At 54.2% G+C, this 21274-nt stretch carries 20 protein-coding genes and 1 riboswitch; of the genes, 8 read left to right on the top strand and 12 right to left on the bottom strand.

All coding sequences use genetic code 11. From position 1 onward, the window contains the following. The first annotated feature begins 71 nt into the window (after positions 1 to 71). The 5 genes from dgcN (at position 72) to HP566_RS13595 (ending at position 4153) form a co-directional block, all read left to right on the top strand. The gene (dgcN, locus tag HP566_RS13615) at positions 72 to 1073 is read left to right on the top strand and encodes an N-acetyltransferase DgcN (protein ID WP_249977812.1); all 1002 of its coding nucleotides are present in this window, start codon (positions 72 to 74) and stop codon (positions 1071 to 1073) included. After that, positions 1067 to 2047, top strand: a complete 981-nt coding sequence (dgcA, locus tag HP566_RS13610; RefSeq protein WP_249977811.1) for an N-acetyl-D-Glu racemase DgcA — start codon at positions 1067 to 1069, stop codon at positions 2045 to 2047. Before dgcN ends, dgcA begins: the two co-directional genes overlap by 7 nt. A gap of 80 nt (positions 2048 to 2127) precedes the next feature. Beyond that, positions 2128 to 2991, top strand: coding sequence for a D-amino-acid transaminase (locus HP566_RS13605; RefSeq protein ID WP_249977810.1), 864 nt, complete (start codon positions 2128 to 2130; stop codon positions 2989 to 2991). Between the two features lie 247 nt (positions 2992 to 3238). Further along, complete coding sequence (locus tag HP566_RS13600) at positions 3239 to 3688, top strand: GNAT family N-acetyltransferase (RefSeq protein ID WP_249977809.1); 450 nt, start codon at positions 3239 to 3241, stop codon at positions 3686 to 3688. Positions 3689 to 3697: 9 nt separating this feature from the next. Further along, positions 3698 to 4153, top strand: a complete 456-nt coding sequence (locus HP566_RS13595) for a rhodanese-like domain-containing protein (protein ID WP_249977808.1) — start codon at positions 3698 to 3700, stop codon at positions 4151 to 4153. Positions 4154 to 4200: 47 nt separating this feature from the next. Here the strand turns inward: HP566_RS13595 and HP566_RS13590 are convergent, their stop codons facing one another. From HP566_RS13590 to codB, 4 genes are all read right to left on the bottom strand, one after another. Beyond that, entirely contained in the window at positions 4201 to 4698 is a 498-nt protein-coding gene (locus HP566_RS13590; protein ID WP_249977807.1) for a 6,7-dimethyl-8-ribityllumazine synthase, read from the bottom strand. Positions 4699 to 4804: 106 nt separating this feature from the next. Continuing rightward, positions 4805 to 4983, bottom strand: a riboswitch (FMN riboswitch). An 84-nt stretch (positions 4984 to 5067) separates the two neighbouring features. After that, a complete protein-coding gene (locus tag HP566_RS13585) occupies positions 5068 to 5541 on the bottom strand; it encodes a YbaK/EbsC family protein (RefSeq protein ID WP_249977806.1) in 474 nt (157 codons plus the stop codon). Between the two features lie 50 nt (positions 5542 to 5591). After that, entirely contained in the window at positions 5592 to 6845 is a 1254-nt protein-coding gene (gene codA, locus HP566_RS13580) for a cytosine deaminase (RefSeq protein ID WP_249977805.1), read from the bottom strand. 16 nt (positions 6846 to 6861) lie between these two features. Then, positions 6862 to 8127 carry a cytosine permease gene (gene codB / locus HP566_RS13575; protein ID WP_249977804.1) on the bottom strand — a complete coding sequence of 422 codons (1266 nt, stop codon included), beginning with the start codon at positions 8125 to 8127 and terminating at the stop codon, positions 6862 to 6864. A 278-nt stretch (positions 8128 to 8405) separates the two neighbouring features. On the opposite strand from codB, the gene HP566_RS13570 reads away from it, so the two are divergent. The 3 genes from HP566_RS13570 to HP566_RS13560 are packed head-to-tail and all read left to right on the top strand — an operon-like array spanning position 8406 to position 11659. Beyond that, on the top strand, positions 8406 to 9845 hold the full coding sequence (locus tag HP566_RS13570) for a GGDEF domain-containing protein (RefSeq protein ID WP_249977803.1): 1440 nt from the start codon (positions 8406 to 8408) through the stop codon (positions 9843 to 9845). Continuing rightward, on the top strand, positions 9842 to 10759 hold the full coding sequence (locus HP566_RS13565; protein WP_249977802.1) for an amino acid ABC transporter substrate-binding protein: 918 nt from the start codon (positions 9842 to 9844) through the stop codon (positions 10757 to 10759). The genes HP566_RS13570 and HP566_RS13565 overlap by 4 nt, the downstream gene beginning before the upstream one ends. Before the next feature lie 3 nt (positions 10760 to 10762). Beyond that, a complete protein-coding gene (locus tag HP566_RS13560; protein WP_249977801.1) occupies positions 10763 to 11659 on the top strand; it encodes an amino acid ABC transporter substrate-binding protein in 897 nt (298 codons plus the stop codon). 65 nt (positions 11660 to 11724) lie between these two features. On the opposite strand, the gene HP566_RS13555 is transcribed toward HP566_RS13560, so the two are convergent. The 8 genes from HP566_RS13555 to HP566_RS13520 all read right to left on the bottom strand — a co-directional run bounded on the left by HP566_RS13555 (position 11725) and on the right by HP566_RS13520 (position 21191). After that, positions 11725 to 12576 (bottom strand): ABC transporter ATP-binding protein, encoded by an 852-nt coding sequence (locus HP566_RS13555; protein ID WP_249977800.1) that lies wholly within the window; start codon positions 12574 to 12576, stop codon positions 11725 to 11727. Between the two features lie 16 nt (positions 12577 to 12592). Continuing rightward, positions 12593 to 13444 (bottom strand): nitrate ABC transporter permease, encoded by an 852-nt coding sequence (gene ntrB / locus HP566_RS13550; protein ID WP_249977799.1) that lies wholly within the window; start codon positions 13442 to 13444, stop codon positions 12593 to 12595. A 24-nt stretch (positions 13445 to 13468) separates the two neighbouring features. Beyond that, positions 13469 to 14770 carry a CmpA/NrtA family ABC transporter substrate-binding protein gene (locus tag HP566_RS13545; RefSeq protein WP_249977798.1) on the bottom strand — a complete coding sequence of 434 codons (1302 nt, stop codon included), beginning with the start codon at positions 14768 to 14770 and terminating at the stop codon, positions 13469 to 13471. Between the two features lie 342 nt (positions 14771 to 15112). Continuing rightward, positions 15113 to 15982, bottom strand: a complete 870-nt coding sequence (locus HP566_RS13540) for an ABC transporter substrate-binding protein (RefSeq protein ID WP_249977797.1) — start codon at positions 15980 to 15982, stop codon at positions 15113 to 15115. A 143-nt stretch (positions 15983 to 16125) separates the two neighbouring features. Next, complete coding sequence (gene preA / locus HP566_RS13535) at positions 16126 to 17457, bottom strand: NAD-dependent dihydropyrimidine dehydrogenase subunit PreA (protein WP_249977796.1); 1332 nt, start codon at positions 17455 to 17457, stop codon at positions 16126 to 16128. Further along, positions 17454 to 18833, bottom strand: coding sequence for an NAD(P)-dependent oxidoreductase (locus HP566_RS13530; RefSeq protein WP_249977795.1), 1380 nt, complete (start codon positions 18831 to 18833; stop codon positions 17454 to 17456). The genes preA and HP566_RS13530 overlap by 4 nt, the downstream gene beginning before the upstream one ends. Positions 18834 to 18869: 36 nt before the next feature. Continuing rightward, positions 18870 to 20309 carry a dihydropyrimidinase gene (gene hydA, locus HP566_RS13525; protein ID WP_249977794.1) on the bottom strand — a complete coding sequence of 480 codons (1440 nt, stop codon included), beginning with the start codon at positions 20307 to 20309 and terminating at the stop codon, positions 18870 to 18872. Between the two features lie 15 nt (positions 20310 to 20324). Beyond that, positions 20325 to 21191, bottom strand: coding sequence for a nitrilase-related carbon-nitrogen hydrolase (locus HP566_RS13520; protein WP_249977793.1), 867 nt, complete (start codon positions 21189 to 21191; stop codon positions 20325 to 20327). Positions 21192 to 21274: the final 83 nt, after the last annotated feature.

Here is a 21274-nt window from a genome sequence, read left to right as displayed (position 1 = left end):
CATGTCGCGGTGCATCGTTATGATGGTGGAGGATGACTCCGTCAGTATCTATTTAACTGAGACAAAACAATATGCTCAAGACACCATATTTACTGTTCCTCGGGGATGTGCCCGATCCGTTATCTGCCAAGGTTGCTCAGGGTATCCGCGACTGGCGTCCAGAGTATGCGTTGGGACAGTACCGGCTACCAGGATGCCAAGCGGACATGAATCTACCGGACCTTGATATTGATACGGCTGTAGCTCAGGGTGCCAGGACACTGGTGATTGGCGCTGCCAATCGAGGTGGCATCATTTCTCGGAGCTGGATCTCCGTACTCAAGGAAGCGCTGACTGCTGGGATGGACATTGCTTCCGGCTTGCACAATCTATTGCGTGACGAACCGGAACTGGTAGCAGCGGCAGAGCAATACGGTGGTAAGCTCATCGATGTGCGTATACCGCCGGTGTCGTATCCTATTGGTGATGGTCAACCGCGTCGCGGTAAGCGATGTCTCGTGGTGGGTACCGACTGTTCGATTGGTAAAATGTATACGTCGCTAGCGTTGGATATCGCCCTACAAAAACGCGGTGCAAAGTCGAGTTTTCGGGCCACCGGTCAGACCGGAATCCTGATCACTGGAGAAGGTGTGCCACTTGATGCCGTTATCGCCGATTTTATGGCCGGGTCGATCGAATGGTTGACGCCCGATAACGATGACGATCATTGGGATATCATCGAAGGGCAGGGGAGCCTGTTTCACCCTTCGTACTCTGGCGTCACCCTGGCACTAATTCACGGGGGTCAGCCAGATGCGTTGATTCTGTGTCATGAGCCGACTCGTACGCACATGCGTGGACTGCCGAATTATCAATTGCCATCTCTCGAGCAACTACGCGATACAGCCTTGCCATTGGCGCAAGTGGTGAACCCTGAGTGCAAGGTTGTTGGTGTTTCGGTTAACACTTCGGGGCAGTCTATTGACGAGGCAGAACGCTACCTTCGGGATCTTGAGGCAAGGCTGGGTTTGCCCTGCGTCGACCCGTACCGCCAGAGCGCGGATCGGTTGGCAGAGGCGGTGCTGTCATGTTGACGCTTAGCATTGAGGAGCAGGTATTTCCCCTTGCAGAAGTTTTCACTATTTCCCGCGGCTCGCGAAGCGAAGCGCGTGTTGTGGTCGCAACGCTCAATGATGGGGCTCACACGGGGCGTGGCGAATGTGTGCCCTATGCGCGTTACGGTGAGTCGGTGAAGAGTGTGATGGCTCAGATCGATTCAATGCGTGATGCATTGTCGAATGGTATGGATCGCCTTGCATTGCAATCATGCTTGCCGGCCGGTGCTGCACGTAACGCTCTCGATTGTGCGTTCTGGGATATTGAGGCGAAGCGCGCTGGTAAGCCGGTGTGGGAGCTTGCTGGAATTGATATACCAAAGGCCGAAATCACTGCTTTCACCCTGTCTCTGGATACGCCCGATATCATGCGGGAAAAAGCCAGACATTACGCAGCCTGGCCACTTCTTAAATTGAAGCTCGGGGGCGAGGGCGATCTTGAGCGCCTTGAAGCAGTTCGCGAGGGCGCACCCGAGTCGCGTATCATCGTTGATGCCAACGAGGGATGGGACCGAGACGCTTATCAAAGCCTAGCACCAGCACTGTTAGCGCTAGGGATCAATATGGTTGAGCAACCACTACCAGCCAGTAACGATGCGCCTCTAGCGGAAATAGAGCGGCTGCTGCCGGTCTGTGCAGATGAATCCTGTCACGACCGCAGCTCGCTGCAATCGTTGGTGGGACGCTACGATATGATCAACATCAAGCTCGATAAGACCGGTGGCTTGACCGAAGCGCTGGCGCTAAAACAGGAGGCGCTAGCACGAGGCTTCGATATCATGGTCGGTTGCATGGTGGGCTCGTCGTTATCGATGGCTCCAGCGTTGTTAGTGGCGCAGGGAGCGGCCGTGGTCGATCTCGACGGGCCGCTACTACTGTCCCGGGACCGCGAGCACGGCATGCGCATCGACGCTGACGGTGTGCGTCCAGCCGTCTCGGCATTATGGGGCTGAGTCGTTGGCATGATGAGTTGCAGTTATAGGGCTAAGCCAGCGCGGATTCACGGACATAGAGATACAAGAGACAGCATGAGATGACACATCGAACGGTCTACGTGAATGGCGACTACGTTGCAGAACAAGATGCCAAGGTCTCGGTTTTCGACCGTGGCTTTCTGCTCGCTGATGGCGTCTACGAGGTTTCGGCAGTACTGGATGGTAAGCTGATTGATTTCCCCGCGCATATGCGGCGATTGAGGCGCTCGGCGAGTGAACTCCAGATAGCCTTAACGTTAGACGACGGAACGTTGTTGGCGATTCATCGCGAACTGATCCGGCGCAACGCTCTGGAGGAAGGAATGGTCTACCTACAACTGACACGAGGCAGCACCGGCGATCGTGATTTTGGCTATCCCGAAGCCGAGACGCCACCCACGTTGGTGTTGTTCACCCAGGCCAAGGCGCTGGTTGAGAGTCGCAGTGGCCGAGAAGGCATTCGCGTCGCGACGCAACCCGATTGGCGCTGGGCGCGGCGTGACATCAAAACGGTACAGTTGCTTTATCCTTCAATGGCCAAAATGGCGGCGAAAGCGGCTGGTGCCGATGACGCTTGGCTTGTTGAGAATGGTGTAGTGACAGAAGGGGCGTCGAACAATGCCTGGATACTGACTCACGAGGGGGTGTTGGTAACGCGAGAGCTTTCCCATGCTATCTTGCCGGGCATTACCAGGGCCGTCGTCCTGGAAGTCGCCAAGGCTCTGTCGTTGCATGTTGAGGCACGGACGTTCAGTGTCGCGGAAGCACAGAGCGCCAAGGAGTGCTTCGTGACGTCGGCGTCCTCATTTGTCACGCCGGTCATTGCGATTGATGATGTGAAGATCGGTGATGGCTATCCTGGCAAGGTGTCGCAGCAACTGCGCGAAGCGTACATAGTGGAAAGTCGACGTCGCGTCATGTGAGTAGTGTTCAAGAGCCGCAGCAGAGAAAGCCCGCTGGTCGGAAGAGTGTAAGTATTCATTTCAAGGTGCTATAGCCCCAATCCATTGAAGCTGGTCACGTTACATTGAGATGTGCTTCCGTAATATCAGGTGTTAGCGGCATCACGACGTTTCACTGGTTCCCTCTATTTAGCGGTAAGTGGCTCTTTGCTATGGACCACTATAGCGGCAAACTCTGTTTGATCACTACCCTCATGGAGCAGTCGTTATGGTTAACATTCGTCCGGCGGTATTCAATGACCTGGAGCCACTCAGTGGTTTACTCGATGGCTATCGTCAATTTTATAAGCAGCCAAGTGATCTTCAGGCGGCGCGGGAATTTATAGACCAGCGCATGGGGCTAGGTGACTCATTTATTTTGGTTAGCGAAAACAGTGAAGGCTTACTCACTGGCTTTGTGCAGCTTTACCCTGGGGTTTCCACTGTGGGCTTGAATGCGCGCTGGACACTAAACGATCTTTTTGTACTGCCTGAGTGTCGTGAGCAAGGAACCGGCAGAGCGTTAATGGAGGCTGCCGCGCAATTGGCCCATGACCATGGTGTGGCACGTTTAATATTAATGACTCAGGTAGAGAACGAACGTGCCCAGCATCTTTATGAGTCACTGGGCTGGCAGCGCAATACGGCGTTTTACGGTTACCAACTGGATGTTAAGTGAGGGCAGGTGATGGCTAAGCAGCATGTATCCTCCGTATTGGCGTTTCCTCCCGCAACTCCAGCACTCATGGCCTCGGCCATGTACGATAAGCTCTGTTACCACACCGATGCCTGGGATGTGGCCCAGGACTTGGCAAACGGGATTGCTGATATTGTGGTGGTTGATACCCGCAGCTTTGCACACTACTGCGCTGGGCACATTCCAGGAGCAGTTAGTTTGCCGCACAGGGAAATGACCTCAGAGCGTTTGGCAGGGCTGGATAATACCCTTGTTTATATCACTTACTGTGATGGTATTGGCTGTAACGGCTCGACCAAAGGCGCCTGGAAACTGGCCAGTGCGGGTCTACAGGTAAAGGAGCTGCTCGGCGGGTTGGATTTTTGGCGCCGTGATAACCATCCCATCCAGGAGGGTGCTCAGGCGGGCAGCTTAGTGGAGAATGGGGCGATAGATTGTGGCTGTTAATGCGGAAGTTATTGGCCCGGCATGTTACCGGGCCTACGTGTCATGCATTACGCGTTGCTTAATTTGTGCGCTCTATACAGATTTTCGATTGTGTTAAGGCAGGCCTGGGCGGCTTCTTTCCCTTTGGTAACAAAGTGCTGGGTGTAGAAGTCATGATGCGTACTGTGCTCATGGAAGTGGTGGGGTGTGAGTACGACTGAGATAACAGGTATGTGTGTATCCAACTGCACACGCATCAATCCATCAATGACCGCCTGGGCCACAAAATCGTGGCGATAAATACCGCCATCAACCACAAAGCCAGCACCAATAATGGCGCCATAGCGGCCACTCTGAGCGAGTACCTTTGCCTGTAAGGGAATTTCGTAAGCGCCGGACACCGTGAAGGTCTCCACCTGGTCAGCTTTAAGGCCGCAGCGTTCTACTTCAGCAATAAACGCCTCGTATGCCTTCGCAACGATATCCTGATGCCAGTGGCCCTGAATAAAGGCGATGCGTTGAGAGATGGTGTGAGTGGAAAGCGTTAGCGGAAATGTCTGATTCATGGTCATTCTCTTGGATAAGTTGTACCAGAATCAGGGCACGCGACACCGTTCGTCAGGCAAGCGTCAAAAGGTGGCATCAGCCACTTTTTAAGCTGCATGTCTGAGGTGCCGTTCTCTTTCATCCGGACTATCACCGTCGGCTTCGGTTTTTCACCGAATCTGCTGACCTCAAGAGACTACAATAAAAAAACAACCATCTTGAGCGCTCGCGGGCTTAGATGGCTAACGTTGCTGAAAGACATCATCACCGCCGGTGGGGACTTTCACCCCGCCCTGAGAACTTGCTGAATATCAGCCCCCTCAGTTTACGCTGATTGTAAAAGCGCAGCTAGGGGGCATACATCAGTACGGGGTTGAAGTGAAATAAAGCTAGGCTATCTCGGGCAGCTTACATACATTCACCCACTGAGCATTAACCAGTTCAGCTAGGTGTTTTGGGCTTAAACGTACCGCGCTATTGGCAGAACCAGCAGCGGGGAGAACCTCGTCATAGGCGTGGAGAGATTCATCGCAGTAAACGGGTAAATCTGTTGCTAAGCCAAAGGGGCAAACCCCACCAACCGGGTGGCTGGTGAGTGCCAGAACGGTATCGGCGTCAAGCATTTTGGCCTTACCTCCAAAGGTGTCGCGAATCTTACGGTTGTCGATGCGGGCATCACCGCTGGCAACGATCAACACGTGGCGATCGGCAATGCGAAACGCAAGTGTTTTGGCAATTTGTCCAGGTGCTACACCGTGGGCGCTAGCGGCGAGTTGAACCGTCGCGGTACTGGTTTCAAGCTCCTCGATGGAGACATCCGGGGCATGCTCTGCGAAGAAACGGCGAACGCTCTCAACGCTCATGATGGGCTCCTTGATTTGGTTAAATAACAACCCTAGCCTGCTGGCTTTAGTTAGCCAAGCCACAGAGGCGTGGTAATTTTAGCAGGCTCACGCTGCATGATGATTTCGCCATGACGAACCGAAAGCAGTACCTCTCCCTGGGTACGCAGTACGCTGTAATCGTCCTCACCATCCAGCAGGTTAAAGCTGGCGGGCTTACCCACCTCAATGCCGTAACGCTCTTCAATATTAAGCGTGCGCGCGCTGTTATCGGTAATCAGGGAGAGCGCTTTGCTGAAATCCTGGTAGCCCATCATCTGGCAAATATGCAAGCCGAAGTCGAGGGTGCGAAGCAGCTTGCCGTTCCCCAGTGAATACCAGGGGTCGAAGATCGAGTCTTCAGCAAAGCAGACGTTAATACCCGCTTCATTGAGTTCTTTTACACGGGTAACGCCGCGCCGTTTGGGGTAGGTGTCGAAGCGCCCCTGGAGGTGAATACTCTCCGTCGGGCAGGAGATAAAATTGATGCCCGAGCGCTTGAGCAGCAGAAACAGTTTGGAGCAGTAAGCGTTATCGTAGGAGTGCATGGCCGTGGTATGACTGGCGGTAACGCGACTGCCAAGGTCATGGAACAGCGCCTCACAGGCCAACACTTCCAGAAAACGCGAGTTGGGATCGTCTATCTCATCACAGTGTACGTCCACCAGCCGGTCGTACTTGATCGCCAGCTCAACTACCCGCTTCATGGAGGCAACCCCCAGCTCACGGGTGTATTCAAAGTGGGGAATACCGCCTACCACATCAGCGCCAATCTCAAGCGCCTCTTCCATCAGCTTATCGCCGCCGGGGTAGGAGAGCAGCCCATCCTGGGGAAAGGCGACCACCTGAATATCGATTTTATCCTTCAATTCGTCACGCAGGGCGCACAGGGTTTTAAGGCCAACCAGGCTTGGATCACTGGTATCGGCATGGGTGCGCACAAACTGAACACCGTTACCGACCAGTAAGTTGAGAGTTTTCAGCACCCGCTCACGAATATCTGCTTCACTCAGCATGGGCTTCCGCTCTCCCCACCGCTCGATACCTTCGAACAGCGTACCGCTCTGGTTCCAGCTTGGTTCTCCCGCTGTCAGAGCGGCATCCAAATGGATATGCGGCTCTACAAACGGGGCACAGAGTAGCTTGCCTAGCGCGTCTATTTGCCCCTCCCCAGCGGCTTGAGGTGCATCCTGGGCGGTAATGGCCATAAATGCCCCGTTGTCTATTTCGATACGGTATAGCTCCGGGCGTTGGCGTAGGCGGGCATTAATGATCTGCATGGGCATATCAACAAGAGCTCACTTATTGTTTGGCGGTCGAAGGAAGGTTGTCGGTTAGCGTAGCGTGATTTAAGCGCAACAGCACGGCGTAGCTGCCTGCTGCCACGGCGACACCCACCAGGGGCGGCAGTAAAGGAGAAAAATAAGCAGCCCCCGTACCTAAGACATAAGCAGCTAAACCACGGCGATTAAAATCAGGTAGCACAGCAGTGCCAAGTGCCGGATAGTGGCCTTTATGCTTTAGCCAGAAGTCTGCCATGATCACCCCGCCCATGGGGGGAATAAAGGTACCCAGCAGAACCAGAAAGGGGATCAGCAGGTTGTACATACCGCCGATTGCCAGCACGGTGCCAATGGACGCACCGCCGATTGTTACCAGGCGACGCTTATCGGTGCGCAACAGATTACACCCCGCCACGGCAAAGTTGTAGATGGTGTTATCCTGAGTGGTCCATATATTTAGAAACAGCATCAGCACAGCAAGGCTTACAAAGCCCTGGGCAATTAATACATCCACGATGTCCGCCTGTTGGTAAATGAGGGTGCCTAATGCGCCCGTTAGTACCATCAAACCGTTGCCGGCAAAAAACGCCGCCATGGTGGCGAGCACTGCAATCTTGGGCGTTTTGGCAAACCGGCTCCAGTTGGTTGCTTGGGTACCACCACTAATAAAAGTGCCGATAATGACGGTAATCGCCGCTGCGACACTCATGCTTTCTGTGGGTGTTTGCTGGCCCAGTGCTGCAATACCGTTGATCTCTATCAGCCCAGTGAACAGGCTGATCAAAATAAATAGCATCATTGCTGGCACAGCAAAGCGCGAGAGCCAGTCCATTCCTTTATAGCCCACCATCGCCGTTATGCAGAAACCAAACCCAAACAGCACCATTAAAGGGATTTCCAGCCATTCTGGCATTCCCGTGGTGCGAACCAGTACCAGGGCAACCGTGGCTGTTCCCCAGGCATACCAGCCAATCTGGGTGAAGCCGAGAATAAAGTCGGAGAGTTTGCTGCCCTTTTCACCAAAGCAGAAGCGGCCCATAAGGACTGCGTTCAGGCCACTTTTGCAGGCAATATAGGCGAGTACCGCCGCATAGGTGCCCAGAAGCAGATTGCCCAGCAGAATAATCCACAGTAGCTGGCCGATTGAGAAGGCCTGACCCAAAGAGCCACCGGCCCACATGGTCGCAGTGAAAAAAGTGAAGCCAAGCAATACTGCTGACGTTGAAAGAAGCCCTTTGCGGGCCTCTGGAGGAACCTCGCTCAGGGGATAGTCTGAGTGTTGCATAGCACTCTCCTGGTAGCACCAAGTAACGGGTTGTTATCTATCGGTAGTGATGAGAGATACTGCAAGAGATATGCCAAAGAGGTAAAGTTAGTTAAAGCTCAACACTTAAATTTATGCACCAATTATGGTTAGTTTAGTGATACTTTATGAGAGATTAGCGATGATACTTTTCATATGCACGTAAAACTCGCCCCCATACTTACCCTCTGTGCGTAAAGCGGCACTATCAACAGATACCTTTTGGATGGCTACGATGCAGCAATAAGGAACCGCATTACATGCAAGCCCCTGATACGACAAACTCATCACTGCCTACAGCCAAGCTTCCCTGGTACCGTACCTTAATCGGTAAAGTAGCACTGTTTATGTTGCTGGGTGTTATGTTTGCGTACTTTATTGGTGCCATGCTGGGGTTTGTGATGGTGGAGCGTGGTGCCCGGGAGCAGTGGGGGAGAGAGGCGCAGGTTAATGCTCAAATAGTGAGTGCTGTCATTCGACGTATTTATACTTCTGTTGCCGTACGCACGGACAATACCGGTCAGGTAACCCATATTGTTTCCCCGAAGCCGATAGGCGATGAAGACTCAGTGTTGGCAACAGGGTTTAGCCCGATAGATGTTTTAGCGCTGGCAAGTGCACAAACACGCCATAATGTATGGCTTTTTTCCATCACCTCAGAAGGAGAGTTTAAATTAGTGGCGGATGCCCTACACTCCTCATCCAACCCTGACACATTAGAGGTTGCAGATTGGAAAACAATTGATGAAGCCGATAATTTGTATGTTGGGTTTGCCCATATCGGTCAAGAGGAATACTTTGTTAGTTCGTTGCCCATTATTACACCAGAAGATCAGTTGCTCGGTGTCGTTATATCAACGATCGGGCTGCGGCAAGTACTTTACCAGATGCGGGAGGAGTTAATTTATAGAGCATTTTTTTATTTGCTTTTAGTGTTAATGGCGACTGCTCTGCTAATAAGTATCCTAATGAGGCAGCTATTTCGACCCGTGCCGAAATTAATTCATGCACTGACTCAAATTGCGCACAATCAGACAGAAAATGTCACTCCCTACACCTCGCGCGGTGATGAAATTGGCAGCATGTCACAAGCAATCGAGGCGCTCCGCAAGAAGGTGGTAGAGCGTGAGCATTTGCTGGAGGTGAAAGAGGAGGCGCTGCGTTACCAGCATCTGGCCCACCATGATGTACTGACTAAACTTCCTAATCGTGTGCAGTTTAACGATGCATTACAGACCGCGGTGGATAGCTTGCCTGAGGGCAATATATTTAACGTTATGATCTTTGATTTGGATCGTTTTAAAGCGGTTAATGATAATTTGGGTCATGCGGTTGGCGATGAACTGTTGGTGGCTGTGAGCCAACGGGTACAGCAATTATTGTCGGACAATGAGTTAGTAGCCCGCCTGGGCGGAGATGAGTTTTCGATTATTCAGTACGTGCAACGTAACGCAATAGAAGAAGCCGAAGCGTTAGCCAGCCAGATTGTGGTAACGCTGCGGCAGCCTTTCACGATTGAAGGGCATGATATTCATATCGGGGTCAGTGTGGGTATTGCGCAGGCACCACGGGATGGGGAAAGCAGCCATACGCTGCTGCGTAGTGCTGATGTGGCGCTGTACGCGGCAAAAGCACTGGGGCGTGGCCGCTACAAGGTATTTGCGGCGGGGATGACCATGGGAGGAAGACCAAAGCAATGATGGGTAACTTAAAAGGCTGGTTGGCCATAATGGTAGTGACTGCCATGTCGGGTCTGGGAGCCGCACAGGCCGATAATGTTGACAGTTCTTCGACACTTTTACGCATCAAAGAGACAGGGGCCATCACGCTTGGCCACCGTGCAAGCGAGATTCCCTTTTCTTATGTTGTTGATGGAAAGGCCATGGGTTATTCGATAGATCTGTGTCTTAACGTGGTTGACGCTGTGAGCGCACGGCTTGGCCTGGAAGAGGTACAGGTGCATTTTGTGCCAGTGACGCCTGCCAACCGTTTCATACTGTTGCGCAATGGTGATATTGACCTGGAGTGTGGCGTGACAACCAGCACCGCTGAGCGACGCCAGCAGGCCACGTTTTCCTACCCGCACTTTTTAACCACAACGCGCTATGTATCGCTGGCTGAAAACGACATGCATGGGATTGCCGATTTAGCCGGGCGCAGCGTCGTTTCGACCACGGGAACGATCAATATAGAGCAGCTTAATAATCTGAACCGCACCCAAGGATTACATATTTCGGTAATGCTTAGTCGAAGTCATGAGGAAGGGTTTTCAATGGTGGCTACCCGGCAGGCATCAGCCTTTGTGATGGATGATATTTTGCTGGCGGGCTTAGTATCGGTTGCCGATAACCCCAGCCTTTTTCGGATTTCGGAAGAGACATTGAGTGAACCGGAACCCTATGGCCTGATGATGCCAAGGGATGATCCTCTATTTGCCGAGTTAGTGAACAGTACGCTACGCCAGATGTATCAAAGTAACGCTATTCTCACCCTTTACGATGCGTGGTTTCTGCAACCAATCCCGCCGGATAACCGTGTAGTGGGGCTACCATTAAGCCCGGAGCTTGCCACCATATTTGCGAACCCTGAAGCGTATGTTGATGAGAGGAGATGAGTGATGCATAGAGCACTACTCAGTTGGTGCGTTAGCCTGGTAGCAATACTGTGGAGTGCATGTGCCACGGCGTCTGCGGAGATCAATACGCTGGAACGGATCAAGGAGACAGGCATGCTACGCGTGGGATATGGGGATACTGCCCCCTTTTCCTATCAGGATGGAGAAGGCAATGTGTTGGGTTACTCAATTGAGATATGCCAGCGTCTCACGGCGCAGTTGCAGCGCCAATTAAACCTTCCTTCGCTTGATATTACTTATGTATACCGCACGCCCAGCAACCGTGTGCAGCTACTCAACAGCGGCGATATCGACATTGAGTGTAATGCCAGCACCAATAATGCTGAGCGTCGGCGCAGCGCTGATTTTACGCTGAGTCATTTCTTCGTTTCGGTACGCTATGTAGCGCTTCAGGAGAACGGTTTTAAGACCCTGCAAGATCTGGCGGGGCGCAGTGTCAGTGTTGCACGGGGTACGGTGAATGTAGGGCAGATTAACCAGGCCAATCGTGAGCAGCGTTTGAATCTTTTAATCGTGCCGGCAGATACACTTCAGGAGGCATTTGATTTGGTGACGGAAGGTCGCGTAGCCGCCTTTGCCATGGACGACATACTGCTTAGCACCATGGTGGCGGAGTCGGATGATCCGACGGCCTATGTGTTATCAGAAGAGGCCATCACACCAATGGAACCGCTAGGCTTTATGGTGCGCCGGAACGATACGGAGTTTGCCGACGTGGTAAACTCCGCACTACGTCAGATTTACAGCAGCACTGACATGCAGGCCATTTATGAACGCTGGTTTCTTCAGCCGCTACCGGATAGAGGGATAACGCTCAACGTGCCAATGAGCGATGTATTGGCTCAACACTTTATGGTACCTGAGGCTATAGCCCCCTAGGAGTGGGGGCCGGTAGCTGGCATTCAAAGCCCAGATGGCACAAGCATATGCAATGTGGTGAGTCGTTATGCGCGGGCCTTTTGGGCTGGCTGGGTAGCCTCCGTTTTTCCCCGGCGTTCGGCAAGGTTTTCCACCTTGCGCTGTTTCTCGTAAAGGAAGCGCAGCACTTCCTGGCGGTAACGGTTGTAGTTGGGGTCGTCGGCGAGGGTGATGCGGTTACGTGGGCGGGGCAGATCAATATCGAGTATTTCGCCAATACGCGCTGAAGGACCATTGGTCAGCATCACTATACGGTCTGATAGCAGCACGGCTTCGTCCACATCGTGGGTAATCATAATGACCGTATTGCCCAACTCGTCCTGAATGCGCATTACTTCTTCCTGCAGGTGAGCACGGGTAAGTGCATCCAGTGCACCAAATGGCTCATCCAATAACAGTACCTTCGGTTCCATGGAGAGGGCGCGTGCAATGCCAACCCGCTGTTTCATACCGCCGGAAATTTCCGAAGGTCGCTTGTTAAGCGCATGAGACATGCCCACCATCTCAAGGTTCTTGAGAATCCAGGCGTGGCGCTCGGCTTTGGTTTTGCTGCGGGCAAAGGTTTTATTTACCGCAAGGGCAACGTTTTCATACACCGTTAGCCAGGGGAGCAGTGAGTGATTTTGAAACACCACGCTGCGGTCAGGCCCAGGCGCGTTCACCTCTTTGCCATCCAGTATTACGGCCCCGGAGGTGGATGAGGTGAGCCCGGCGATAATGTTGAGCAGGGTGGATTTGCCGCATCCTGAGTGGCCGATAATGGAGATGTATTCGCCCTTGGCAACACCAAGGTTGATCTCTTTCAACACGTTGGTGGTGGCGCCTTTGGTGGCAAAGGTCATATCGACCTGTTCGACGCTGAGATAGTGTGATGCCATGATCAAGACTCCCGTATTAGCTTTGAGTAGTTCCGCGTGTCACACGGTTGCCGATAAAGGCCACGATGCGGTCAAGAATAAAGCCGACGATGCCGACATAGATCAGTGCCAGCACGATGTCGCTGAGCATTGAGGCGTTCCAGGCATCCCAGATAAAGAAGCCAATTCCCACTCCGCCAATCAGCATTTCAGCGGCCACAATGGCCAGCCAGGAAAGCCCTACGCCAATCCGCAGGCCGGAGAAAATATAGGGGGCGGCGGCAGGCAGCATGATGCGGGTAAAGTATTCCATGCCATTCAGGCGGATAACCCGCGAAACGTTGCGATAGTCCTCGGGAATATTACGTACCCCGACGGAGGTATTGATGATGATCGGCCAGATAGCCGTAATAAAGATGACGAAAATGGCGGATGGGGTGCTGTCCTGAAAACCAGCCAGTGAGATGGGCAGCCACGCCAGGGGTGGCACAGTGCGCAGTACCTGAAACACTGGGTCCAGGCCGCGCAGTGCCCAGGTGGACTGGCCCACCAGTACGCCCAGGCTAATGCCTACCACTACCGCAAGCAGGTAGCCGTAGGCCACGCGCTCCAGACTCGCCAGAATCTGCCAGCCCATGCCCTTATCGTTACCACCGTAATCGTAAAACGGATTAACAATGAGCTCCCAGGTGTCACTCAGCACTTGAGACGGCGGCGGCAGAGCCGCCGTTGGGCTTGAGCAGAGCATTTCCCAAATACCCACCAGTAAGGCCAGGATGATAACGGGAGGCAGCACGTTTTTAACCAGCGTGTCACGCAGGCGTATTAGCGCAGGGCCAGCATTAAACGTCGGTTTGTGAAAGGTCTCAGTACGGGTTGTAGTCGTCATGGAGTGTCTCCCAGGCAGCATGGCTTAAGCCAGTGCCTTGATCTCAAGGCTATCCAGGTAGGCTTGTGGGTTTTCAGGATCAAAGACCTTGCCATCGAAAAAGGTCTCGCTACCGCGTGAGGTGGCGTCCGGAATATCGGCAGAGGCAACACCCAGTGCCTGGGCAGCTTCCCGCCATATATCCTCGCGGTTGACCTGATTGATCAATGTCTGGGTGTCGAGGTTTTGAGGCATGTAGCCCCAGCGGATGTTCTCGGTCAGAAACCACAAGTCATGGCTCTTGAACGGATAGGAGGCGTGATCGTTCCAGAAGCGCATTATGTGAGGACTATTCTCGACCACGCGGCCGGTGCCGTAGTCGATGTTACCGCGCATATGTTCGATGATGTCGTCGACGGGAGCATTGATCCAGCGCCTGCGTGAGCAGATCTGTGCCACTTCTTCCCTGTTCTCGGGCTGGTCACAGTAGATTTGCGCCTCCATAACCGCCATCAGCAGCGCCTTGGTGGAATTAGGGTTGGCATCCACATAGTCGGTACGCAGGCTCAAGACCTTTTCCGGGTGGTCTGGCCATAATTCGCCGGTGGTAACAGCGCTATAGCCCACCTCTTGGTTGACCAACTGGCCATTCCAGGGGGCACCAACGCAGCAGGCGTCCATGCTACCCACGCGCATATTGGCGACCATCTGCGGTGGTGGCACGACGATGGTTGAGATATCGCGATTGGGGTCAATACCGCCAGCAGCCATCCAGTAGCGAAGCCACAGATCGTGGGTGCCGCCAGGAAAGGTCATTGCCGCCCGGACATCTTCGCCTCTATCCCGTTTGGCTGCCAGTGCCTCTTTGAGCGGAGCAGCGTCTGTGCCGATAGCCAGGTCTCGGTATTCGTTACTTATCGAGATTCCCTGACCATCGATGTTGAGCCTGGCCAGAATGGTCATTGGTGTAGGTATATTATTGGTGATGGAGCCTAAGGTCATTTGATAGACCATTGGCGTGAGAATATGTACGCCATCGATACCATTGCGCTGAGAACCCAGTACCAGATTGTCGCGCATAGTCCCCCAGGAAGACTGCTTGAGAACTTCCACATCGGTCATGCCGTGCTTGGCAAAAAATCCCTTTTCATCGGCGACAAACAGTGGCGCGGCATCCGTGAGCGCAATAAAGCCAAGCTTTGCAGCTGTGGTTTCCGGTTTGCCATCGGCAAACGCCCAGCTAACCGGCAGACTGCTGAACAGTGCACTACCCCCCACTACGGTGGCGGAGCTTTTCAGGAAGTGGCGACGTTCAGGTGAGTAAGATGAAGGGGATTGTTTGCTCATTGCACAGTTCCTGCCCTTTAAATACGAAAACGGCGTCTGCAATCGCGTCCTCTTATTAGGAGGAGCATTGCAGACGCCGTTGTCTGTTTATTAATCATTTGGCTGAACCAGCGTTGGCTCAGGTTGCTAATGCGCTGCAGCTTGTATGCCAAGATGCCTGAGGTGTTTTTGTAAATATATATATTTCAAGTGGTTATTAGGTTGTTGGTCAGGATCAAAGGGCGCATCGGTCGATCACGCTTGTCTTCCACGGCATAAAAATGGTGCAGTAAACTCATGGTTGCACCAGAAAGAACCCCCTGAAGAGAGCTCTTCAAGGGGTATATTTATCGCTCAATACATTCAGTGAGCATTGGATAATGCACTGCTGACCTCTTCAATCTGCAGAGCCAGACTCTGCAAGCCTCCTCCAGAGAGATACCACAGGTCGGGGGTCAGTATGACGAGTTGAGTATCTGCTCCGGCATCAGCCAGGGCTTGGTGCAGGCCATCGGCATCTGCGGGCTCATTGCCAATGGCGGCGCTGCGGTCAATCACCAGCATAATGTCTGGTGCAATCTCGGCAATGGCATCAGGGGAAAGTGGGGTAAAGACCCGGTTGCCCCTGGTTTCGGAGGTAACGCTGTCCGGCATCTCAAGTGTCGCAATGTCCAGCACCTGATGCACCACTGGGTGCTGATTAAGCATCAGGTTACCGTCGTTATGGGTGACCACCAGTGTTCTGGGAGCATCACTAAGCGCACTGCGCTGGGCCTCGATGTCATTATGCAAGGATTCCAGGGCGTCTTCTGCCTGGGCTTCCACTCCCGCTAGGCTGGCCAGTTCGCGTACATTGGCATCAAAAGCGGCCAGATAGTCATCGCCCTGTAGGCCAGCATTAAACAGGGGGGCAATCTCGCCCAATTCCTCTTCCCACTCGCCCTGGCGCCCGGTGTAGATAATCAGATCAGGCTCGCTGGCGCCAAGCGCCTCCAGGTCGGGCGAGCGTAGCCCCCCAATATCGGTGTAGCGCTCTTCCGTATATTGCTCCAGGTAAGCGGGCAGGCTCTGCTTGGGCACGCCGATAACCTGTTCATTTGCGCCGAGAGCATCCAGGGTGTCCAGGCTGCCTAAATCAAAGCTGGCAATGCGCTGATCAGCGTATGCAGCGGTGCTTCCGGCGGATAACAGCAAAGTGGCGAAAACTGTTTTTGAGAGAAGCGTTGGCGTCATCGTCGTTCCTTTTATGAGAAAATATTTTATATGCGATATTTTCTCATATTCTCAGGGAAGAGAGGGTTTGTCGCCATAGCATGAAGGAACGGTGTGTTGCATAAAACGCTACCGCCCTCACTACATGAGGGCGGTAAGTACGCTTAAGACGCGACCCGGAAGGGATTGCGTGGGTCGTTATCCCAGGCGAGGAAGGGCTTGCCGGTTTCCTGGGGCACCATCGTAATGCAGTTTTCCACCGGACAGGTGATCTGGCACAGGTTACAGCCCACACACTCCTCTTCAATTACCTCGTAGCGGCGAGCACCTTCCTCGGTGAGTTTGGCAATCGACTGGTGAGAGGTATCCTCGCAGGCGATATAGCAGCGGCCACACTCAATACACAGATCCTGGTCGATGTGAGCAATGGTTTTGAAATTAATATCCAGGTGCTTCCAGTCCGTCGTTTGTGGCACCGCTTTGCGGGAGAACGCGTCAATGGAGTCATAGCCCTTTTCCGCCATCCAGCGGGAGAGGCCATCTTTCATCTCCTCCACAATACGAAAGCCATTGAGCATTGCGGCGGTACACACCTGTACGCTGCCCGCGCCCAGGGCAATAAACTCCGCCGCATCCCGCCAGGTGGCAATGCCACCAATGCCGGAAATGGGCAGCGTTGGAGTTGCTGGGTCGCGGGCAATTTCCGCTACCATGTTCAGTGCGATGGGCTTTACGGCGCTGCCACAGTAACCGCCGTGGGTGCTTTGGTGCCCTACCGTAGGTTTGGCGACCATATTGTCCAGGTCGATGCTGGTGATGGAGTTGATGGTGTTAATCAGCGAGACCGCATCGGCACCGCCCCGCAGCGCTGCCTGGGCACCCACGCGAATATCGGTGATGTTGGGCGTCAGTTTGACGATCACCGGTTTGGAGTAGTGCTTTTTACACCAGTAGGTCACTTTCTCGATCAGGTCCGGGTTTTGGCCTACCGCTGCGCCCATACCACGCTCCGGCATACCGTGAGGGCAGCCCAGGTTAAGCTCGATGCCATCGGCGCCGGTGGCTTCGACCAGCGGTAGAATGTAGGCCCAGGCCTCCTCAACGCAGGGCACCATAATCGACACAATCAGTGCGCGATCGGGCCAATCCTTCTTCACCTGGGTGATCTCTTGAAGGTTTACCTCCAGCGAGCGATCGGTAATCAGTTCGATATTATTAAAGCCAATCACCTCACGGTTTTTGCCATAGTGGGCGGAATAGCGGGAAGAGACGTTCACCGCAGGTGGCTCTTCACCGAGGGTTTTCCATACCACGCCGCCCCAGCCCGCTTCATAAGCGCGTACCACGTTGTAGGCTTTATCGGTGGGAGGGGCCGAGGCCAGCCAAAACGGGTTGGGTGCTTTAATACCGGCAAAGTTCACCGACAGGTCTACGCCATTGACCACACTGTCTCCGCTGTTTTTCTTGCCTGGTGGGGTAAAGGGAAGTGTGTTCATGCGGCCTCCTGCTTGGCGGCAAGCGCCTGATGAATGGCGTGGGCTGCCAGTTTGCCGTGCTGAACGGCCTGAACGGTGAGATCCTGGCCGGGTTTTATGCAATCGCCACCGGCGTAAACATCGGGCAGCGAGGTGCGCAGCATTTCATCCACTTGTATGCGCTCACCATCACGGGCTAATTGGGCCGCAGTGGGGTCACGTAGACTGGCGCTATCAAAGCCTTGGCCAATGGCTTTGAAGATGGCGTCGGCGGCAACCTCGAAGGTTTCCCCGGTGGGGGCAAGGCGGCCTGCCTGCTCGTGGGTTTTGGCAAAGCGCATACCTGCTACATGCCCTTGGGAATCGAGCAGAATCTCATCAGGCTGTGCCCAGGTGATCATGCGTACGCCGTTGGTTTTGGCAATTTCCTGCTCGTGGTGGGTGGCAGGCATTGCCTCCACACCACGGCGATACACCAGCGTGACCTCGGTGGCGCCCAAACGGGCCATTTGGGTCGCCATATCAATTGCGGTGTTGCCCGCGCCAATCACAATGCAGCGCTTGGCGACTGGCAGGATTCCCAGGTCGTCGGTTTGGCGTAGCGTTTTAATATAATCCACAGCGGGCATCAGCCCCGGTGCATCTTCGCCGGTTAGCCCCAGGGCACGGCTGGTACCGAGTCCCAGACCTAAAAATACGCTGTCGTACTTCTGGCGCAGGGTGGCAAGTTCCAGGTTGTCGCCCAGGCGCTGGCCGTATTGGATGTTGATGCCGCCGATCTCCAACAGGAATGCGACTTCCTTGCGGGCAAAATCATCGGTCATTTTGTAGCGCGCAATACCGTACTCGTTCAGTCCACCGGGTTTTTGCTCAGCTTCAAAAATCGTTACCTGGTGGCCCAGCATGGCCAGCCGGTGGGCGCAGGAGAGTCCTGCCGGGCCTGCACCCACCACCGCAATATGGCGGCCAGTACTGGCGGCGCGCTTAAACGGGTGCTGTTCAAAGTGCATGTGGTCGGTGGCGTGGCGTTGCAACAGGCCAATCAATACCGGTTGGCACTCGGCGTCGTGGTTACGCACGCAACTGCGCTCGCAGAGTATTTCTGTCGGACATACCCTGGCGCAGCTGCCGCCGAGGATATTGGCCTCCAGAATGGTCTCTGCTGCGCCATTGATGTTGTTTTCGCTGATTTGGCGGATAAAGCTCGGGATATCGATATCCGAAGGGCAAGCCTCGACACAGGGGGCGTCAAAGCAGTAGAGGCAGCGCTGACTTTCGATCATCGCCTGGCGTTGGGTTAACGGTGGGTGGAGGTCGCTAAAGTTGTTGGTCAGCGTGTCCGGGTCGTAAGTGCCGACCTCTTTTGCGCTGGGCAGGTAATCAAGTGGATGGGTCACGGTCTTTCTCCAAAAGTAACAGCGTCGAGACGTCGATTAACGCTTTACGGCAGTGGGGGCGTTAAGCTCAGCACGCCTGGCCAGCAACTCGAACACGCCAGGATAGGCGGGGCGCTCCAGATAGCGGCCTGCACCGCGCTCGGCGCGCAACTCGCCATCCCGCCACACCCATTTGCCCTGGCTAATGGTATGGCGGGCAATACCGCGCACCGTTTTGCCCTCGAAGATGTTGAAATCAACGTTCTGGTGGTGCGTCTTGGCGGAAATTGTGCGTGTGCCGTTGGGGTCCCACACCACGATATCGGCATCGGCACCGACCTGAATGGCGCCTTTGCGCGGGTAGAGGTTGAAGATTTTGGCGGTGTTGGTGGAGGTGATCGCCACAAACTCCTGGGGCGATAGCTTGCCGGTATTCACGCCTTCATCCCATAACACGGCCAGTCGATCCTCAACCCCGGCAGTACCGTTGGGGATCTTGGTAAAGTCATCTTTGCCTGCTGCTTTCTGCTCTTCGCAAAAACAGCAGTGATCCGTCGCTGTGGTTTGCAGGTTACCGGACTGCAAACCGTGCCAGAGTGCTTCCTGGTGGCCTTTGGAGCGGAAGGGAGGGCTCATCACGTGAGCTGCCGCCGTTGCCCAGTCGGGGTGCTGGTAAACGCTGTCGTCAATGACCAGGTGTCCCGCCAGGCATTCGCCAAACACCGGGTGGCCCTGTTGGCGTGCATAGGCGATTTCATCCACGGCATCTTTGGTGGAGACATGCACCAGGTACACTGGTGCCCCCAGGGTGCTGGCGATGCGAATAGCCCGGCTAGCGGCTTCACCCTCTACCTGGGGTGGGCGGGAAAGTGGGTGGGCTTCCGGGCCGGTGAGCCCCTGGGCCAGCAGCTTTTGCTGCATGTGGTACACCAGTTCACCGTTTTCAGCGTGTACTGTGGGTACCGCACCCAGCTCCAGGCAGCGCGAAAAACTCTCCACCAGGATGTCGTCGGTGGCCATGATGGCGCCTTTATAGGCCATAAAGTGCTTGAAGCTGTTAACCCCATGCTCCCGCACCAGGGTTCCCATCTCCTCTTTAACGCTGTCGTCCCACCAGGTAATTGCTACGTGGAAGGCGAAGTCGGTGGCCGCTTTTTCCGCCCAGCCTTGCCACGTTTCAAAGGCTTCCAGAAGTGACTGACCGGGGCTTGGGATCACAAAGTCGATAATCGTGGTAGTACCGCCTGCCATCGCGGCGGCGGTGCCGGTGTAAAAATCCTCACTGGCAACAGCGCCCATAAACGGCATCTGCATATGGGTGTGGGGATCGATGCCGCCGGGCATCACAAGCTGATGGCTGGCATCTACAATGTCGCAATCGGTGGGAATGTCCAAATCGGTGCCGATAGCGTGGATCTTACCGTCTATACACAGTACGTCAGCGCGGTAAGTATCGGCATGGGTCACCACGGTGCCACCCTTGATTAATACACTCATCATTTACTCCTCGCGTTACTCACCGTTGGTCAGGCGGGTGTAGGTCTCAGGGCGACGGTCACGGAAGAACTGCCAGTTGTTGCGCACCTCGCGCACCATGTCCAAATTGATTTCGTGTACCAGCAACTCGTCTTCCGTCTCGCTGGCCTGGGCTTCGATTTTTCCGCGGGGATTAACGATATAGCTGGAGCCGTAAAAGTCGCCGATATTCCACGGTGCTTCAGTGCCAACGCGGTTGATCGCGGCGATAAAGCAGCCATTGGCGGCAGCGGAGGCGGGTTGTTCAAGTTCCCACAGGTATTGGGAAAGTCCTGCTACGGTAGCGGAAGGGTTAAAAATCACTTCGGCACCGTTGAGCGCCAGCGCTCGCCAGCCTTCAGGAAAGTGACGGTCATAGCAGATATACACGCCAATTTTGCCGTAGGCGGTATCAAAGACAGGCCAGTTGGAGGTGCCCGGTTTAAAGAAGAATTTTTCCCAAAAACCCGCTACCTGGGGAATATGGGTTTTGTGATACTTACCCAGAAAACTACCATCGGCATCAAACACCGCTGCGGTGTTGTAATAAACCCCGGTTTCGGTCTCTTCATAGACAGGAACAATGATCACCATATGATGCTCGGCAGCGAGCTTCTGCATCATCTGACAGGTGGGGCCATCGGGTACCCGCTCGGAGGCGGCGTACCATTTACTATCCTGGCTGGGGCAGAAATAGGGTTGGTTAAACACTTCCTGGAAGCAGAGCACCTGTACACCCTGTTCGGCGGCCTGTTGAATCAGCGGTAGATGCGCTTCGTTCATGGTGTCGCGAATCGTGGCGGGATCCAGGTCAGTACTGGTTTTCAGGCCCATTTGTATTAGGCCAATTTTCATTTTCTGCATGCAAAAGCCCTCTCATGTCATACGCGCCAACCGCATGCGGGCGCATGTCGGTATGTCACCGGTCACGTGGCGTGCAGATGTTT

This window comes from Vreelandella olivaria, from assembly GCF_023507745.1.
Taxonomy (GTDB): domain Bacteria; phylum Pseudomonadota; class Gammaproteobacteria; order Pseudomonadales; family Halomonadaceae; genus Vreelandella; species Vreelandella olivaria_A.
The sequence above is the reverse complement of the archived record's forward strand: the minus strand, read 5'-3'. Positions and strand labels throughout refer to the sequence as shown.

Coding starts and splice junctions, on each gene's coding strand:
- HP566_RS13605 (WP_249977810.1), top strand. CDS start 2,128: ATGACACATCGAACGGTCTACGTGAATGGCGACTACGTTGCAGAACAA.
- HP566_RS13565 (WP_249977802.1), top strand. CDS start 9,842: ATGATGGGTAACTTAAAAGGCTGGTTGGCCATAATGGTAGTGACTGCC.
- HP566_RS13520 (WP_249977793.1), bottom strand. CDS start 21,191: ATGCAGAAAATGAAAATTGGCCTAATACAAATGGGCCTGAAAACCAGT.
- HP566_RS13595 (WP_249977808.1), top strand. CDS start 3,698: ATGGCTAAGCAGCATGTATCCTCCGTATTGGCGTTTCCTCCCGCAACT.
- HP566_RS13545 (WP_249977798.1), bottom strand. CDS start 14,770: ATGAGCAAACAATCCCCTTCATCTTACTCACCTGAACGTCGCCACTTC.
- hydA (WP_249977794.1), bottom strand. CDS start 20,309: ATGAGTGTATTAATCAAGGGTGGCACCGTGGTGACCCATGCCGATACT.
- dgcN (WP_249977812.1), top strand. CDS start 72: ATGCTCAAGACACCATATTTACTGTTCCTCGGGGATGTGCCCGATCCG.
- ntrB (WP_249977799.1), bottom strand. CDS start 13,444: ATGACGACTACAACCCGTACTGAGACCTTTCACAAACCGACGTTTAAT.
- HP566_RS13560 (WP_249977801.1), top strand. CDS start 10,763: ATGCATAGAGCACTACTCAGTTGGTGCGTTAGCCTGGTAGCAATACTG.
- dgcA (WP_249977811.1), top strand. CDS start 1,067: ATGTTGACGCTTAGCATTGAGGAGCAGGTATTTCCCCTTGCAGAAGTT.
- HP566_RS13570 (WP_249977803.1), top strand. CDS start 8,406: ATGCAAGCCCCTGATACGACAAACTCATCACTGCCTACAGCCAAGCTT.
- codB (WP_249977804.1), bottom strand. CDS start 8,127: ATGCAACACTCAGACTATCCCCTGAGCGAGGTTCCTCCAGAGGCCCGC.
- HP566_RS13600 (WP_249977809.1), top strand. CDS start 3,239: ATGGTTAACATTCGTCCGGCGGTATTCAATGACCTGGAGCCACTCAGT.
- HP566_RS13540 (WP_249977797.1), bottom strand. CDS start 15,982: ATGACGCCAACGCTTCTCTCAAAAACAGTTTTCGCCACTTTGCTGTTA.
- HP566_RS13590 (WP_249977807.1), bottom strand. CDS start 4,698: ATGAATCAGACATTTCCGCTAACGCTTTCCACTCACACCATCTCTCAA.
- HP566_RS13585 (WP_249977806.1), bottom strand. CDS start 5,541: ATGAGCGTTGAGAGCGTTCGCCGTTTCTTCGCAGAGCATGCCCCGGAT.
- codA (WP_249977805.1), bottom strand. CDS start 6,845: ATGCCCATGCAGATCATTAATGCCCGCCTACGCCAACGCCCGGAGCTA.
- preA (WP_249977796.1), bottom strand. CDS start 17,457: ATGAACACACTTCCCTTTACCCCACCAGGCAAGAAAAACAGCGGAGAC.
- HP566_RS13555 (WP_249977800.1), bottom strand. CDS start 12,576: ATGGCATCACACTATCTCAGCGTCGAACAGGTCGATATGACCTTTGCC.